Source organism: Achromobacter semiaridum (assembly GCF_053543755.1).
In genome coordinates this window covers 1-15,086 of the sequence record NZ_JBLVOL010000119.1, presented here as the reverse complement: position 1 = coordinate 15,086, position 15,086 = coordinate 1, and the positions used below count along the sequence as shown (strand labels likewise).

The following is a 15,086-nucleotide window of genomic DNA, read 5'->3' as shown; positions in this document are numbered from 1 at the left end:
CTCCCGCACCGGCCGCCGCGCCCGCTGCCCCCGCCGCGCAATCGGCGGCGCAGTCGGTGTTCAAGCCGCTGGCCGGCGCCACAAGCGGCACCGGTACCGACATCGACCTGATCATGGACGTTCCCGTCCAGTTGACGGTTGAACTGGGACGCACCCGCCTGACCATCAAGAACCTGCTCCAGCTGGGCCAGGGTTCCGTGGTCGAGCTGGACGGCCTGGCCGGCGAGCCGATGGACATCTTCGTGAACGGCTACCTCATCGCCCAGGGCGAAGTCGTGGTCGTCGAAGACAAGTACGGCATCCGCTTGACCGACATCATCACCCCGTCCGAGCGGATCAACCGCTTGAACAACCGCCGCTAGCAGTTCGGCGCCATGACTGAATCCGCCCTGCTGCGCGTCATCATCGGCCTGGTGCTGGTGGTGGCCGCCATCCTGGTATCGGCCTGGCTGGCGCGGCGGGCCGGATTGACCCAGCGCGGCGGCGGCAACCTGCTCAAGCAAGTGGCCAGCCTGCCCGTTGGCGCGCGCCAAAGCATCGTCGTCGTTGAAATCGACAACACCTGGCTGGTGGTGGGCGTAGGCCCGAACCAGCTCACCACGCTGCACACCCTGCCCGCCGGCCAGATGCCGGAGGGTTCGCCCTTGCCCGCCGCGGCCTTCGCGGCCAAGCTGGGCCAGGCGCTCAAGCGCCGCTAGCGCGACACGCGCATCTTTGCGACACCCATGAGCTTTCTCTCTCGCACGACACTCCTGCCTGCTCGCCCGCGCGCGCTGCCCCTGCTGGCCGCCGCCGCGGTGCTGGGTCTGGCCTTCTTTCCGGCCGGAGTCGTCGCCCAGGCCACCCTGCCCGCCCTGACGGCCACCCCCGGCCCCAACGGTTCGGAGACGTATTCGCTCAGCATGCAGACCATGCTGCTGATGACGTCCCTGTCGTTCCTGCCGGCCGCCTTGTTGATGATGACGGGCTTCACCCGCATCATCATCGTGCTGGGCCTCTTGCGCAGCGCGATGGGTACGGCGATGTCGCCGCCCAACCACGTGCTGATCGGGCTGGCGCTGTTCCTGACCTTCTATACGATGTCGCCGGTGTTCGACAAGATCTACGCCGACGCCTACAAACCCTTGTCCGAAGGGTCGATCCAGTTTGAAACCGCGGTGGAACGCGCCGCCGGTCCGCTCCGTACGTTCATGCTGCACCAGACCCGCGAGAACGATCTGTCGCTGTTCGCCAACCTGGCCAAGCAACCCGCGCTGGAAGACCCATCGCAGGTGCCGCTGCGCATCCTGGTGCCCGCCTTCATCACCAGCGAATTGAAGACGGCGTTCCAGATCGGTTTCACGATCTTCATCCCGTTCCTGATCATCGACCTGGTGGTGGCCAGCGTGCTGATGGCGCTGGGCATGATGATGGTGCCGCCCGTGACCGTGGCGCTGCCGTTCAAGTTGATGCTGTTCGTGCTGGCCGATGGCTGGAACCTGCTGATGGGCTCCCTGGCCCAAAGCTTCTACCAATAACGCCGGAGCAATCGCCATGACCGCTGAAACCGTCATGACCATGGCCTACCAGGCGATGAAGATCGTCCTGGCGATGGCCGGCCCGCTGCTGCTGGTGGTGCTGGTGGTGGGCCTGGTCATCAGTATTTTCCAGGCGGCCACGCAGATCAACGAAATGACGCTGTCGTTCATTCCGAAGCTGCTGGCCATGTGCGGCGTGCTGGTGCTGCTGGGCCCGTGGCTCATCGGCGTCATGGTCGACTACATCCGGCAGCTGATCGGCCAGATTCCCATGCTGGTGTCCTGAGCGGCCCGCGCCGCCCGGCCCCGGACGTTTCCCCATGATCGCCTTCACGCTCGAACAGCTCAACGGCTGGATCGGCCAGTTTCTCTGGCCCTTCGTGCGTATCCTGGCGCTGATCGGCACCGCACCGCTGTTCTCGGAATCCGCCGTTCCCGTCAAGGTGAAGGTCGGCCTGTCTTTCGTGCTTGCCGTGGCGGTAAGCCCCGCGCTGGACCCCATGCCGCCGATCTCACCGGGCTCGTATGCCGGGCTGTGGATGGTGATGCAGCAGGTGCTGATCGGCATCGCCATGGGCTTCACGATGCGCATCGTGTTCGCCGCCGTGCAGACGGCCGGCGAATTCGTCGGCCTGCAAATGGGCTTGTCGTTCGCCTCGTTCTTCGACCCCAGCGCCGGCGCCAACACCGCTGTGCTGTCGCGCCTGTTCAACATGGTGGCGATGCTGACCTTCCTGGCGCTGGACGGCCACCTGCTGGTGCTGGCCGCCCTGGTGCGATCGTTCGACACGCTGCCGGTGGCCGCGATCCAGCTGCACCAGAACGGCTGGGGCGTCGTGGTGGAATGGGGCAAGACCGTCTTCGTCTCTGGCCTGCTGCTGGCACTGCCGCTGATTTGCGCGCTGCTGACCATCAACCTGGCGATGGGCATCCTGAACCGCGCCGCCCAGCAACTGTCCGTGTTCTCGGTAGGCTTTCCGGTCACCCTCATCATCGGCGTCACCGTGCTGACGGTGGTGCTACCCCACGCGGGGCCGTTTCTGGAAACGCTATTCGAATCGGGGCTGGGCGCGATGAGCCGCGTGGTGGATGCGTTGGCGGGCCGGTAGGGCCTTGCCCCTAAGATGCTGGCGGGTTGGTAGGACCGCGCCGCCTCGACGCTGGAGGACCGATAGGACCGCGCCGCCTTGAAGCTGGCAGACCGATAGGACCGCGCCTCCTCGACGCAGGCGAGATTGATCGATTTCGCTGCTGCTGGCTAGATCCATCAAAACGCCTTCACCAGCCGCCACACCACGGCTTGACCGCCTACCGAGGCAGGATCTGGCCATGCATGAAGGTTTGCTCAGGTTCCTGCGCCGCGCCGTCGCACGTCCAGATGCCCGGCCAGGGACAAGGCGTGCCGGACGCCGCAGTCATGCCTGTGTTCGCAGTGCCCTGGCTTGACGAGGCGCCCGCCGCGCCGGGACGCAGGCGAATGGATTCAACAATGGCGTCCCATAACGCCACGGCCTCCGCGTCCGATGCAAAGGCGGGCGGCGGCGGGTTGCCTTGGTTGTCGCGGTTGCGCTCCAGGACGCCCAACTGCGCGGCCAGATTCGGCTCCGTGATCGAGTCATCCTTGCCCTGCGATTCCCAGGTAAACGAGTAAAGCCGCTGCCCTTCCTGACTACCCGCCGTGGCGTATTCCTCGGCCTGGATCGGGCCGATGTTGCGCTCGCCTTTGCGCAAGGTGCTCATGCCCGCGACCAGCTTGGCAACGCCCATCAGGAAGCCGCCCATCCTTTCCAGCAAGCGGTTTTCTTCGGCGCCGGTGCTGGAGCGGAATAGGAACTGCGCGCCGGGGTGATTGGGAAAGGTCACGCCAATTCGAAAGCTCTCCACTTGGAATGCGCTGCCGGCGATGAAGGCGCCGTCGATGCAGAAGCCAGGGTCGGTAGGAATTTCCAGCGCTTCGCGTGAACGCAGGTTGCTGGTCCAGTTTCTTACGTACCCAAAAGTCATCTCTTCGCGATCGGGCGATACAAGATGTTCCAACCGCAAAATCCGTCCCGCCGGTTGTGCCACCGCATAGATCTCAAGGCGATAGGCCTCCAAACTGTAGTCCGCGTACCAGGAAGAGAGTCCCATCGCGTCGGGACCGAAGGCGATGCGACGTAAGAACAAACTGCCGTTACTCTTTTGATGCGGCTGTGCCTTGAGATCACGCTCTCTTGCAGCGAGGACGTCGCCAAGTGCCGAAGCCCGTTCTGTCATCCACTTCAGCGGGTCACCCCACAGCCTGTAACTGGGTCTGATAACTGCATTCGCGGGAAGGTCGATCACATACCGGCCAAAACAGTGCGTGATCCATCCATCTTTATTCACGGTGGAACTCCGGGATGGGGTCGGGAACGCGGCGCAGCCGGACAAAGCCAGGGAAGCCGCCAGGCCAGCAGCAATCAATGCTTGAAACACGGGATTCATATCGCTGCCTATCAGAACGCTTTGACCAGCCGCCACGGCACTACACGCCCGTCGACCAGCGGCAGAATCTGGCCATGCATGAAGGTTTGCTCAGGTTCCTGCGCCGCGCCGTCGCACTTCCAGATGCCAGGCCACGGACAAGGCGTGCCGGACGCCGCAGTCATGCCTGTGCTCGCAGTGCCCTGGCTTGACGAGGCGCCCGCCGCGCCGGGACGCAAGCGAATGGATTCAACAATGGCGTCCCACAACGCCACGGCCTCCGCGTCCGATACAAACGCGGGCGGCGGCGGGTTGCCTTGGTTGTCGCGGTCGCGCCCCAGGACGCCCAACTGTGCGGCGAGATTCGGCTCCGTGATCGAGTCATCCTTGCCCTGCGATTCCCAGGTAAAGGAGTAAAGCCGCTGCCCTTCCTGGCTGCCCGCCGTGGCGTATTCCTCCGCCTGGATCGGGCCGATGTTGCGCTCGCCTTTGCGCAAGGTGGTCATGCCCGCGACCAGCTTGGCAACGCCCATCAAGAAGCCGCCCATTCTTTCCAGCAAGCGGTTTTCTTCGGCGCCGGTGCTGGAGCGGAATAGGAACTGCGCGCCGGGATGGTTGGGGAAGGTCACGCCAACCTCGAACTCTTCGACTTGGAATGCGCTGCCGGCGATGAAGGCTCCGTCGATGCAGAAGCCGGGGTCGGTAGGAATTTCCAGCGCTTCGCGTGAACGCAGGTTGCTGGTCCAGGTCTTTGCGCGTTGCATCGCGCGCTCTTCGCGGTCATAGGATATTTCTGGTCGCCAGCGATAAACCTGAACAGAGGGTTCAGCAATGGCATAAGCCTCTAGGCGATAGACCTCCGAGTTAACTCTGCTGGACCAGGAGTAAATGCCCCGCGCCCCTGGGCCAAACTCAATGCGCCGAACGAACATACTGCCACCGGTCTTGCTATGGGGCTGCGCCTTCAGTTCGCGCTCTCGGGCATCGAGAATTCCCGCGATCGCAGAGGCCGGATCTTGCAGCTTTTCCAGGCTTATGCCCCACAGCCGATAGCCTGGTCTGATGATGGCATTCGGCGGCAGGTCGATAGCGAAGCGACCAAAGCAGTGCGTGATCCATCCATCTTTGTTCACGGTGGAACTCCGGGATGGGGTCGGAAAAGCGGTGCAGCCTGACAGCGCCAGGGAAGCTGCCAGGCCAGCAGCAATCAATGCTTGAAACACGGGATTCATATCGCTACCTATCAGAACGCTTTGACCAGCCGCCACGGCACTACACGCCCGTCGACCAGCGGCAGGATCTGGCCATGCATGAAGGTTTGCTCAGGTTCCTGCGCCGCGCCGTCGCACTTCCAGATGCCAGGCCACGGACAAGGCGTGCCGGACACCGCCGTCAAGCCCGTGCTCGCAGTGCCCTGGCTTGACGAGGCGCCCGCCGCGCCGGGACGCAGGCGAATGGACTCGACGATCGCATCCCATAACGCCACGGCCTCCGCGTCCGATGCAAAGGCGGGCGGCGGCGGGTTGCCTTGGTTGTCGCGGTCGCGCCCCAGGACGCCCAACTGTGCGGCGAGATTCGGCTCCGTGATCGAGTCATCCTTGCCCTGCGATTCCCAGGTAAAGGAGTAAAGCCGCTGCCCTTCCTGGCTGCCCGCCGTGGCGTATTCCTCGGCCTGGATCGGGCCGATGTTGCGCTCGCCTTTGCGCAAGGTGGTCATGCCCGCCACCAGCTTGGCAACGCCCATCAGGAAGCCGCCCATCCTTTCCAGCAAGCGGTTCTCTTCGGCGCCGGTGCTGGAGCGGAATAGGAACTGCGCGCCGGGATGGTTGGGGAAGGTCACGCCAACCTCGAACTCTTCGACTTGGAATGCGCTGCCGGCGATGAAGGCTCCGTCGATGCAAAAGCCGGGGTCGGTAGGAATTTCCAGCGGTTCGCGTGAACGCAGGTTGCTGGTCCAGCTTCTCGCTTGATTGAGCGCTAACTCTTCTCGGTCGTCGGAGACACGCACCTGTAGTCGATAGATACTTCCCGCAGGCTCGGCAATAGCGTAAGTGTCCAGGCGGTAGACTCTCGTACTAACCTCCGAATTCCAGGAAAATAGGCCTATTGATTTTGAGCCAAAGTCGATTCGGCGCAAGAACATACTGCCATTGGAGTTCAGATGATGTTGCGCCTTAAGCGCGATTTCTTGGGCGTCGAGAATGTTTCCAAACGCGGAAGCGGGGATTCCCAACGGCTCCAGCTGGAAGCCCCACAATCTATAACTCGGCCTGATGACGGCATTGCCAGGTAAGTCGATTGCGAAACGACCGAAGCAGTGCGTGGTCCATCCATCTTCGTTCACGGTGGGACTCCGAGATTGGGTTATAAGCGGAGCGCAGCCGGCAAGCGCTATGGAAGTCGCCATACCCACGGCGATCAATGCGCGAATTGGATCAATCATCCTTCCCTTTGTCGGCGGGATGCCAGTTTGCCAGCTGTGCAATTTTGATAATGCTGAATATCGCTGCCCATTGAGCGCGTTCGTCGACATAGCTATCCGCATGCTCGTAGCCTTTATCTTGGTTGTATTCGCCAGAGCCTTTACTTCCGTGACGGAAGCTTGCCTTCACTGCGCTTCTACCCGGTATGCGGCCGGAGTCAGTAGAAACCGTTCCGTCTCCGCCGCTGCCATGCGTATCCTTGCCCTGAGCAGTCCAAGGTGGCGTGGTGGGAACGAGCGTGGGCAGTTTCCGTTCGAACCAGCCTTGATAACTCCCGTTGCCATCGTCTTTGGGATCAGCCCCGAAAATTTCGAGGGGCATAGGATCTCCTTGCCAAATAACTTCGCGCCAACTATGCAGGCCGTCTTCAGCGCCGTAGTGCACATACGTCTGGGGGTGATAGCCTCCGGCCGACAAACGATCTTGAAACAGAGCGACCCTGCCTATCAATTCTTCATAATCCGGCCGACCATTCACTGGTGAATTCGACCCCTTCGATTTCTCCAACATATTCAAATACTTCGTGTTTTGCTCCGGCACCAAGCCATACCACGCCTCAGTCCTATAAATTTCTTCGTACGGATTCCCGCGTTGCGGATAGGCGCGGGGAACACCGGCTGCGTCTTTCAACACCTGCCCCTTGGCATCGCGCACGAACAGCCATGGCATGCCGCCTCGGTGCTGCGTCGTGGGTAGCAATTCCAGGCCGCCCGGTGAACGCCCCACGACCGCGGTGACCTCGCCGGCGTTGGATCCCAGGATGATCTGAACCGCGCCTTCGTAACCGCAGCGCATGTGGTGATAGGCTGCCGGTGCGCCGCTGGCGGGCTGCACGCCGTGGACTACGCCCAGCACGCGGTCGTACCCCTGCAACTGAGTCAGCGCGCGGCTGACGATGCCGCCCATCGAGTGCGTGACCAGGATCACCTTCATGCTGTCGGCTTGCTCGGCGCTGATGCCGCCTTCGTCGCGGTAATGGGCTAGCACCGTGTTTTCGATGTAGTCGCGGATGTCTGCTGCGGAATCCGCATTGGATTGCAGCCAGTTGTAGCCGCCGCACCAGACGTCGAACTGGTATTTGCCGGCGCGGATCAGTTCATCTTCTGTCAGCGCGGTGACCTGGCCCCGTTCCTCGCCGTATTCCGCTGGTTCGCGCAGGCTTTCTTCGTTCCACCATTCCTGAATTTTTCGAGCGCGATAGATGTTGTCCAGCCGTTGTTCCAAGCGGGCCAGGAACGGGTGGTAGTACATCTTGTGAGCGCTGCCCCACCCGCGTCGTCGCGCCGCGTCGGCGTTTAGCCCAGAATCGCCCAGACTGATCGGGCCGCTGCCGTCCACCTCGACGGCCACCGGATCCAACAGCTTCTGGCGAACTTTTGGACCCCGACTCCACCAGGTGAAGATCGCAGCAATCAGCCCGAAAATATCGGCAATTGAAAAGCTGGTATTCGGCGGTTGCCATACCGTCGCCTTGGTCGCTTTGTTCCGCAAATTCGTACCCATAACCCCGGGCAGAAACACCACTGGTATCGGCGCCGGCACGGAGCACAGCAGCACCTTGTCGCGCTTGTCTTCTGTCGGCGTCAGGCGTGTTGAATACACTCGCCGGCCCAGGTCGTCGCGTGTACACGGAATCAGCACCTCGTCGTCGGGCAGCATCGGCTTCATGCATTTTCCTTGCGATTGTCTTGTGCGTCGGAATCAGCCGACACGGTGCGCATGCTGACCAGGTCCATCAACAGATCCTGCTGCATGGGCAGGCGGCCCTGGGCGTCGGTGACAACCTGCAAGATGGCGCCGTCACCCCGGCGCAATTCCACCTTGGTGTGCGCCAGCGGCTCTAGGCTGGCGGCGTCTCGCACGACGTAGGTGTCGTCGAAGGGCGTTGCGTCCCAGGTGTTGAATTCCATTGACGCGCTGCTTGGCCCCGAAAAAACGTGCTGCGCCGCCTTCACCGTAAACGTGCCCGGCATGCCCAGTTCGATATTGCCGTCGGCGATCTTGATCGTCGCCCCGCCGCACAACAGCGTGATGTGTTTGTCGGCGGCGACCAGCACGTGTTGTTGGCTGGACGTGATTTCCGCGCTTTGATCGGCCTGGATGCGAATGGCGTTGTGCTGCGCCTGTAGCAGCATTTCGCCTTGATGCGCGATCTGGCGCAGGGCACCGCCTTGCGAGAACAGGCCCAGGTCACCGCCCGCGTTCAGCACGATCTTGTCGCCCGCGCTGACCTGCTGATGTTGCTGCGCGACGCTGTCCACATTGCCACCGGCCGACATCACGATGCCTGCCGGGGTGGCGGCGGCGATGCCGGCTGGGGCGCTTAGCGCGATGGCGCCAGCGTCGCCTTGGCCCGCGTCGTCCGACTGGTTATTGGCGCCGTGGCCCAGGTCGCGCACCGCATCCGACAGGGATTGCTGCGGCTGGGCGTCGTGGGCAATGCCCTCGTGCTTTTCGGCGTAATCCCCCAGGTTGCGGGCGAGTTCCAGCGCCGCTTGCAATGCCGCGACGATATCGGACCGGTCCAACTGCCCGCCCTTGGCGCGCAGTTGCGTCTCGGCCGTCAACAACAACCCCTTCGCCGCCCGAAGCGCTCCGTGTTCATCCGTGCGCAGTTCGAACCCTTCACCGCGAGCTTGCCCACCGCTTGGACGCGGGTGCGTCAAATAGCCCAGATGCAGCTGCGTGTCGCCGTGTTCACTCATCAATGCCGCGCTGATCTGCGCGGACGTGTCATCCAGCCGCAATTCGTTCGCGCGATCGCCCTTGAATTCCTTGCTCTTGATGGTGTTCAGGACGTTGTGCCGTGGCAGTTCATACGGTGGCAGATTGGTCGCCCGGAAAGTTCTGCCGATTATCAGCGGCTGGTCCGGGTCGCCGTTTGCGAATTGCACGATGACCTCTTGTCCGATGCGAGGTATCGCCATGTGACCCCACTGCGCACCGGCCCAGTTCTGCGATACGCGAATCCAGCACGAGCTATGTTCGTCGTGCTCGCCCAAGCGATCCCACGGGAATTGGACTTTGACGCGGCCCCATTCGTCGCAAAAGATCTCTTCATTGGGCGGGCCGACCACTGTCGCCATCTGGTGGCCGTCGATGCGGGGTTTGGGTAAGGGCTCGGGTTTCCAATCGACCTTGTCGGGTACCAGTTCAGCGGTGTAGCGATACTGCGTCCCCCCTTGCGATCCCGATCCTTCTTCTTCCTGGCTGGAAGGCTGCGCGCCCCGATGCCGCATGCGCACGGGTCGCCAGCCGTGGTTCCAATCTTCACGAGGATGGCCGACAAGATCAAATGCCACGCCAGGAACCAGGCGCGCGTCGTCCCCTTCGACCAGCGCCACGCGCGCATCGCGGCGGCGGCCCAGTAAGCGCGTCTGGGTAAACGGCTGGCCCGCTTCGTCGCGTTTGTAGCGGCCGGGGTAGTCGTAGCGTTCGTACCGGGCATCTTGATGAGAAAGATCCGATGCAACCGGCGAATGTTCCTGGCTATAGCGCGGATGCGTGTAGGTGTAGTCGCGTTGCGTCTGCACGGCGGTGCGCACGCGCTCTGCATAAGAAAACCGATGCAACGCGGGTTCCGCCTGATCACCGCCCGGCATTGGGTTGTAAACCACCGGCCCGCCCGCGATCTCGCCATGGATGTAAATCCGGTCGCCATGAATCAAGCGGTGCCCATGCGCGGAATGCGCGTAGCGATAGAAATAGCCTTCCTCTGCCGCTAGCCTGTCGATAAACGCCAAGTCCGTGTCGCCTGCCTGCACGCAATATTCGCGCGGCAGGTGGGCATCGGTAGTGATCTGCTCGTAGTCGGTAATGCCTTGGCGCTTGATCACGTCCGCCATGATCTCCGGCACGCAAAGGTGCTGATAGATGCGCCAGTCCGAACACAGCGCGGCACGCGCCAAAGACGGTTCCAGCACCAGCCGATACCGCGTGCGCCGAAAGCCCGTGTCGCCTTGAACGAATTCAGTGACGACGCCGTGTACGTGGCGCACCGGCAGCGCCCCGCGCCATATCGTGAACAGGGCCGGCTGATCCAGCAGCGCGCCGAAATCCACCGCGGGATCAAAGCTGGACAATTCCACGCATAGCCGATACGTCTCGGACAGCGCCTCGTCCAGCGTGAATTCAATGACGTCAAACGCCGCGCCGCTGGCGGGCGTGAACGTAAAGCGATAAATGTGCGCCTGCAATGACACTGGCCCCTCCCGGACGAATCCAATGAGAGGGGCCAGTGTGCGCAGCCAAGGCGCTGCGCGTCTATAGGAGGCTTACGAAATCGGCTACGGGTGGCCCGTCAGGCGGAACACGCGGATGGTCTCGCGCAGCGCGCCGGACTGAGTGCCCAGCTGCATCACCGCGCCGCCCAGTTCCTGCACCAGCGCCGTGTTCTGCACGGTCATCACGTCCATCTGCGACACGGCGGTATCCACCTGCTCGATGCCGCTGGATTGTTCCTGAGACGCTTGCGAGATCTCGCCGATGATGTCTGTGACCCGATTCACGGCGGCCACGATTTCTTCCATGGTCGCGCCGGCCTGCTCCGCTTGCGCCGAGCCTTCCGACACGCGGTCCACGGAGTCCTCGATCAACCCCTTGATCTCCTTGGCCGCCTGCGCGCTTTTTTGCGCCAGGCTGCGCACCTCGCCCGCCACCACCGCAAAGCCCTTGCCAGTTTCACCGGCGCGGGCCGCTTCCACCGCGGCGTTCAGTGCCAGGATGTTGGTCTGGAACGCGATGCCTTCAATGATGCTGACAATGTCCGCGATCTTGCGCGAGCTGGCCGAAATACCGTGCATGGTGTCCACCACCTGGCCCACCGCCACGCCGCCGCGCCGCGCCACGTCCATACTGCTGGCCGCCAACTGATTGGCCTGGCGGGCGTTGTCCGCGTTCTGGCGCACGGTGGATGTCAGCTGTTCCATGCTGGCGGCGGTCTGCTGCAATGAAGACGCCTGCCCTTCCGTGCGGCCGGCCAGTTCCTGGTTGCCGCGCGCGATGTGCACGGCTGCATGGGTCGTGCCTTCGATGCCGCGATAGACGTCTTGCGCGATGCCGATCAGGCTCTTGCGCATGACTTCCAGCGAGAACTTCAAGCTGCCGACTTCGTCATCCGAGTCCGCAATGATTTGCGTGGTCAGGTTGCCGGCGGCGACCTGACGCGCCATGTTGGCCGCGTCCAGCATCGGGTCCAGCAAGGAACGCGACAAGCTCCAACCCATGCCGAAGATGGCGATCACACCCAGCGCGATTGCCCCGCAACCCAGGCCGGCGCCCCACGCGCCCAGGCTGTCCCAATTGGCGTGCAGGCCGTACGCGCCCGCGCCCGCCACGATGCCGGCGGACACCAGGGCATGGCGGAACATCCGGCTGCGCACGCTGCGCCGGAACGGAAACGCGATCACATCCAGGCCACGCCGCCAGCCGGCGCGCACCGGCCGACCGCGCTTGATGCGGACGCCGTGCGCCGTGCCCTCGCGAATGCGGGCGTAGAGTTCTTCGGCCATCTCGATCTGTTCGTCGGACGGGCGCACGCGCACGGACGAATACGCCACCACTTCGTCGTTCTCGACGATGGGCGTGGCGTTGGCCAGCACCCAGTAGTAGCCACCGTCCTTGCGACGATTCTTGACCAGGCCCAACCACGACTCGCCGGCTTCCAGCGTTTCCCACAGATCTTCGTAGGCTTCGGGCGGCATGTCGGGATGGCGCACGATGTTGTGCGGCTTGCCGATCAGCTCTTCGCGGGTAAAACCGCTGACTTCGACAAAAGCCGGGTTCGCGTAAACGATGCGGCCCTTGGTGTCGGTGCGCGAGATCAGATACTGATCTTCGCGCAGCTTGGTTTCCACATCGTTGATGGGTAGGTTTACGCGCACAGCTAGTCTCCAGTGACATCTATAGAGCAGCGAATGATTAGCAGCGAGCAAACCGGCCGTAACGCCCCGGATAAACCTGTCCCCGCCCGGTTTGTCTGATGGACGCGCCCGCGAGCGCCGCCCTATCGTCAAACACTGTTCACCGCCCTTCCCCAGGCGTTATTGTTATTAACGGTCTTATTTTCGAAAACTTAACGTGCGTATTAATTCGCCGCGTGGGCGTCGGCACGTCAGAGCATTGCAACGTCACAGCATTGCAACGTCACGACATTGCATCGTGACGCCATCCGGCATGACGTTCCCGCCGAGGTCTGCCCCGGCGGGAAAGCTGCGGGAATCAGCCCTGCGTCAGCGTCGGCGACGCGTAGCCGCTGAGTTGATGCGCGGGCACTTCAATGACTTCACCCGCGTTGATCTTGAACACGGCCACGGCTTCGGCCAGGCGATGCGCCTGGTCTTGCAGCGAACCGGCGGCAGCGGCCGCTTCTTCCACCAACGCGGCGTTCTGTTGCGTCACTTCATCCATTTGCGACACGGCGCGGTTGACCTGGTCGATGCCGCTGGACTGCTCTTCCGAGGCCGCAGAGATCTCGCCCATGATGTCGGTCACGCGCTTCACCGAGGCCACGATTTCCTGCATCGTCGCACCGGCGCGTTCCACCTGCTGCGAACCGGCGCCGACCTTGTGCACCGAGTCTTCGATCAAGCCCTTGATTTCCTTGGCGGCCTGAGCGCTGCGCTGGGCCAACGAGCGCACTTCGCCCGCCACCACCGCAAAGCCCTTGCCTTGCTCGCCGGCGCGCGCCGCTTCCACGGCGGCGTTCAGCGCCAGAATGTTCGTCTGGAAGGCGATGCCGTCAATGACGGACACGATTTCCGAGATCTTGCGCGAGCTGGCGGAAATGCCCTGCATCGTGCTGACCACTTCCGACACCGCAGAACCACCACGCTCGGCCACGTCCGACGCGCTGGCGGCCAGCTGATTGGCCTGGCGCGCGTTGTCGGCGTTCTGCTTCACGGTAGACGCCAGTTCTTCCATCGACGCCGCGGTTTCTTCCAGCGATGCCGCCTGCTCTTCCGTGCGGCTGGACAAGTCCGTGTTGCCGGCCGCGATCTCGCGCGAGCCCACGGTGATCTCATCCACGCCACGGCGCACCGTCGCCACCGTGCGCGACAGGCTTTCCTGCATGCGCTTGACGGCAGCCATCAGCTGGCCGATTTCGTTGTGCGATTTGACTTCCACGCGGCTGGTCAGGTCGCCCGCGGCGATCTTGTCGAAGTGCTGGCCGGCTTCGACCAAGGGGCGCACCACCAGGCGGCCGAACAGGATGCGGCAGAACACCATCAACAACAGGGCCAGGCCCACGGCGACGCCCACGGCAACCATGGCGCGGTTGAAGTTGGCTTCGGCCTGGTCGATCGTGGCTTGCTGCTGGTCGCCGATGTACTTGCTGAAGTCGCTGATCGCCTCGATGAAGGCGGCGCTGCGCGGCGTGCCGTATTCGTTGTTCACCATGTAGAACGTCGAATAGTCTTCGCTGCGCAGGGCTTCGACCATCGTGTCGACGCCGTCGTCAATGTACGAGCGATAGCGACGCACCAGGTTCATCGACAGCTGGCGGCCGGTGTCGTCCTGAAGCATGTTTTTCTGGAAGTCCGAGAAGCGGCTGCGCACGCCCGTCAGCAGGTCGGTAGCGCCCTTGAGCGCGGCGGCTGCATCGCGTGCCGAGTTCTCGCCGCTGCCCCAACCCGATTCCTGCAAGTGGCGCGCGGCCACCATCAGGCTGACGCGGGCGCGCAGCATGTCGCTGTTGATGACCTCGACCTGCTTGGCACGTTCGGTCAGCGCGTTGACTTCGCGGATGGACTCGTAGTTGTGCTGCAAGAAGAATGCCGCCAGACCGCCGACGGCCGCGATCAAAATCGCGAAGAACGCCATGACCCACAGCAGCATCGTACCGACGCGGGCGTCGCGCAGCCGTAGCTTGCGTTTCACCTTGGGTGCGCGCGCGGCCTTTTTCTTGCCGCCTTTGCCGGCCTTTGCGCCGGATTCGAGACTCGCTTCCATATTATTTCCCCATCCCTCAGGAACTGCTCTGACCAAATGAAAAACCACCTTGCGGACACGCCCTGTTACACGGCGGGTACATTCAAGGCGACGTACATTGCGGCGCCCGCCGCAATGCTCTCTACCGGACTCCAGCGCTACTTGCCTTTCGGCGCCAACACGGCCGGTTCGCCCGGACCAGGTATGTAGATGGTTTGGACCTCGGGTTCGGCCATGGGCTGCGCCCAATCCTGACGCACGTCAGGCATGGGCGCGGGGCCCAGCAACTTCTGGCGTTCCCAAGGTTCCAGCAGAATATTGGTGCTGTCGACCAGCCGCATCAGGCGGCCATCGGGGCCGAACTGCAGCAGCGCTTCCTTGCGGCTGTACAGCCCATCGGCGACAAACGTGATCTTGAAGGACCAGAGGGCAAGCTGCGTGCCGTCGGTCTGTCTGTATAGCTTGTCAGGCGGCGCGGTGAGCGCGCGCGAGGCTTCTTCCAGCGTCGTCTGGCCGGGAGTCAGGGTGCCCAGCTTGCCGGGGTCAAAGTTATGACCCGTGGCCGCGCAGCCGCCCAACAACAACGCGATGGCGGCGGCCGCCAGAAGATGTCTATAGCCTCGCATACCTTACCTGTTCGCCGGCTGCGCCGGCATCAAAAAGATTCCCAGTCGTCGTCGGACGGCGCCGCGCGGCGGCTGGGCGCGGGCGC

13 protein-coding genes are annotated in these 15,086 nt (G+C 63.0%); 5 read left to right on the top strand and 8 right to left on the bottom strand.

The window, feature by feature from the left end; translation table 11 throughout:
• From fliN to fliR, 5 genes are all read left to right on the top strand, one after another.
• Positions 1 to 362 (top strand): flagellar motor switch protein FliN (gene fliN / locus ACNPP0_RS25085; RefSeq protein ID WP_448707315.1); only part of this gene is annotated, 362 nt, incomplete at its 5' end.
• Between the two features lie 12 nt (positions 363 to 374).
• Entirely contained in the window at positions 375 to 698 is a 324-nt protein-coding gene (fliO, locus tag ACNPP0_RS25080) for a flagellar biosynthetic protein FliO (protein WP_006219060.1), read from the top strand.
• A 27-nt stretch (positions 699 to 725) separates the two neighbouring features.
• Complete coding sequence (fliP, locus tag ACNPP0_RS25075; RefSeq protein ID WP_082134665.1) at positions 726 to 1,517, top strand: flagellar type III secretion system pore protein FliP; 792 nt, start codon at positions 726 to 728, stop codon at positions 1,515 to 1,517.
• A 16-nt stretch (positions 1,518 to 1,533) separates the two neighbouring features.
• The gene (gene fliQ / locus ACNPP0_RS25070; protein WP_006219058.1) at positions 1,534 to 1,803 is read left to right on the top strand and encodes a flagellar biosynthesis protein FliQ; all 270 of its coding nucleotides are present in this window, start codon (positions 1,534 to 1,536) and stop codon (positions 1,801 to 1,803) included.
• A 34-nt stretch (positions 1,804 to 1,837) separates the two neighbouring features.
• Positions 1,838 to 2,626, top strand: coding sequence for a flagellar biosynthetic protein FliR (gene fliR / locus ACNPP0_RS25065; RefSeq protein ID WP_046807478.1), 789 nt, complete (start codon positions 1,838 to 1,840; stop codon positions 2,624 to 2,626).
• Between the two features lie 199 nt (positions 2,627 to 2,825).
• Here fliR and ACNPP0_RS25060 read toward each other — a convergent pair whose 3' ends face one another.
• From ACNPP0_RS25060 to ACNPP0_RS25025, 8 genes are all read right to left on the bottom strand, one after another.
• Positions 2,826 to 3,983, bottom strand: a complete 1,158-nt coding sequence (locus ACNPP0_RS25060) for a T6SS immunity protein Tli4 family protein (RefSeq protein ID WP_448707314.1) — start codon at positions 3,981 to 3,983, stop codon at positions 2,826 to 2,828.
• An 11-nt stretch (positions 3,984 to 3,994) separates the two neighbouring features.
• Entirely contained in the window at positions 3,995 to 5,194 is a 1,200-nt protein-coding gene (locus ACNPP0_RS25055; protein WP_448707313.1) for a T6SS immunity protein Tli4 family protein, read from the bottom strand.
• 11 nt (positions 5,195 to 5,205) lie between these two features.
• Positions 5,206 to 6,306 (bottom strand): T6SS immunity protein Tli4 family protein, encoded by a 1,101-nt coding sequence (locus ACNPP0_RS25050; RefSeq protein WP_448707312.1) that lies wholly within the window; start codon positions 6,304 to 6,306, stop codon positions 5,206 to 5,208.
• Between the two features lie 91 nt (positions 6,307 to 6,397).
• On the bottom strand, positions 6,398 to 8,113 hold the full coding sequence (locus tag ACNPP0_RS25045; protein ID WP_448707311.1) for a Tle4 family T6SS lipase effector: 1,716 nt from the start codon (positions 8,111 to 8,113) through the stop codon (positions 6,398 to 6,400).
• The gene (gene tssI / locus ACNPP0_RS25040; protein ID WP_448707310.1) at positions 8,110 to 10,641 is read right to left on the bottom strand and encodes a type VI secretion system Vgr family protein; all 2,532 of its coding nucleotides are present in this window, start codon (positions 10,639 to 10,641) and stop codon (positions 8,110 to 8,112) included. Before tssI ends, ACNPP0_RS25045 begins: the two co-directional genes overlap by 4 nt.
• A 90-nt stretch (positions 10,642 to 10,731) precedes the next feature.
• Complete coding sequence (locus ACNPP0_RS25035) at positions 10,732 to 12,327, bottom strand: methyl-accepting chemotaxis protein (protein WP_448707309.1); 1,596 nt, start codon at positions 12,325 to 12,327, stop codon at positions 10,732 to 10,734.
• Positions 12,328 to 12,664: 337 nt separating this feature from the next.
• Positions 12,665 to 14,395 carry a methyl-accepting chemotaxis protein gene (locus ACNPP0_RS25030; RefSeq protein ID WP_046807734.1) on the bottom strand — a complete coding sequence of 577 codons (1,731 nt, stop codon included), beginning with the start codon at positions 14,393 to 14,395 and terminating at the stop codon, positions 12,665 to 12,667.
• Between the two features lie 137 nt (positions 14,396 to 14,532).
• The gene (locus ACNPP0_RS25025; protein ID WP_332607614.1) at positions 14,533 to 15,000 is read right to left on the bottom strand and encodes a hypothetical protein; all 468 of its coding nucleotides are present in this window, start codon (positions 14,998 to 15,000) and stop codon (positions 14,533 to 14,535) included.
• Positions 15,001 to 15,086 lie beyond the last annotated feature (86 nt).

What these genes read in the sequence shown, in the direction of transcription:
- fliO (WP_006219060.1), top strand. Translation starts at nt 375, where the DNA reads ATGACTGAATCCGCCCTGCTGCGCGTCATCATCGGCCTGGTGCTGGTG.
- fliP (WP_082134665.1), top strand. Translation starts at nt 726, where the DNA reads ATGAGCTTTCTCTCTCGCACGACACTCCTGCCTGCTCGCCCGCGCGCG.
- fliQ (WP_006219058.1), top strand. Translation starts at nt 1,534, where the DNA reads ATGACCGCTGAAACCGTCATGACCATGGCCTACCAGGCGATGAAGATC.
- fliR (WP_046807478.1), top strand. Translation starts at nt 1,838, where the DNA reads ATGATCGCCTTCACGCTCGAACAGCTCAACGGCTGGATCGGCCAGTTT.
- ACNPP0_RS25060 (WP_448707314.1), bottom strand. Translation starts at nt 3,983, where the DNA reads ATGAATCCCGTGTTTCAAGCATTGATTGCTGCTGGCCTGGCGGCTTCC.
- ACNPP0_RS25055 (WP_448707313.1), bottom strand. Translation starts at nt 5,194, where the DNA reads ATGAATCCCGTGTTTCAAGCATTGATTGCTGCTGGCCTGGCAGCTTCC.
- ACNPP0_RS25045 (WP_448707311.1), bottom strand. Translation starts at nt 8,113, where the DNA reads ATGAAGCCGATGCTGCCCGACGACGAGGTGCTGATTCCGTGTACACGC.
- ACNPP0_RS25030 (WP_046807734.1), bottom strand. Translation starts at nt 14,395, where the DNA reads ATGGAAGCGAGTCTCGAATCCGGCGCAAAGGCCGGCAAAGGCGGCAAG.
- ACNPP0_RS25025 (WP_332607614.1), bottom strand. Translation starts at nt 15,000, where the DNA reads ATGCGAGGCTATAGACATCTTCTGGCGGCCGCCGCCATCGCGTTGTTG.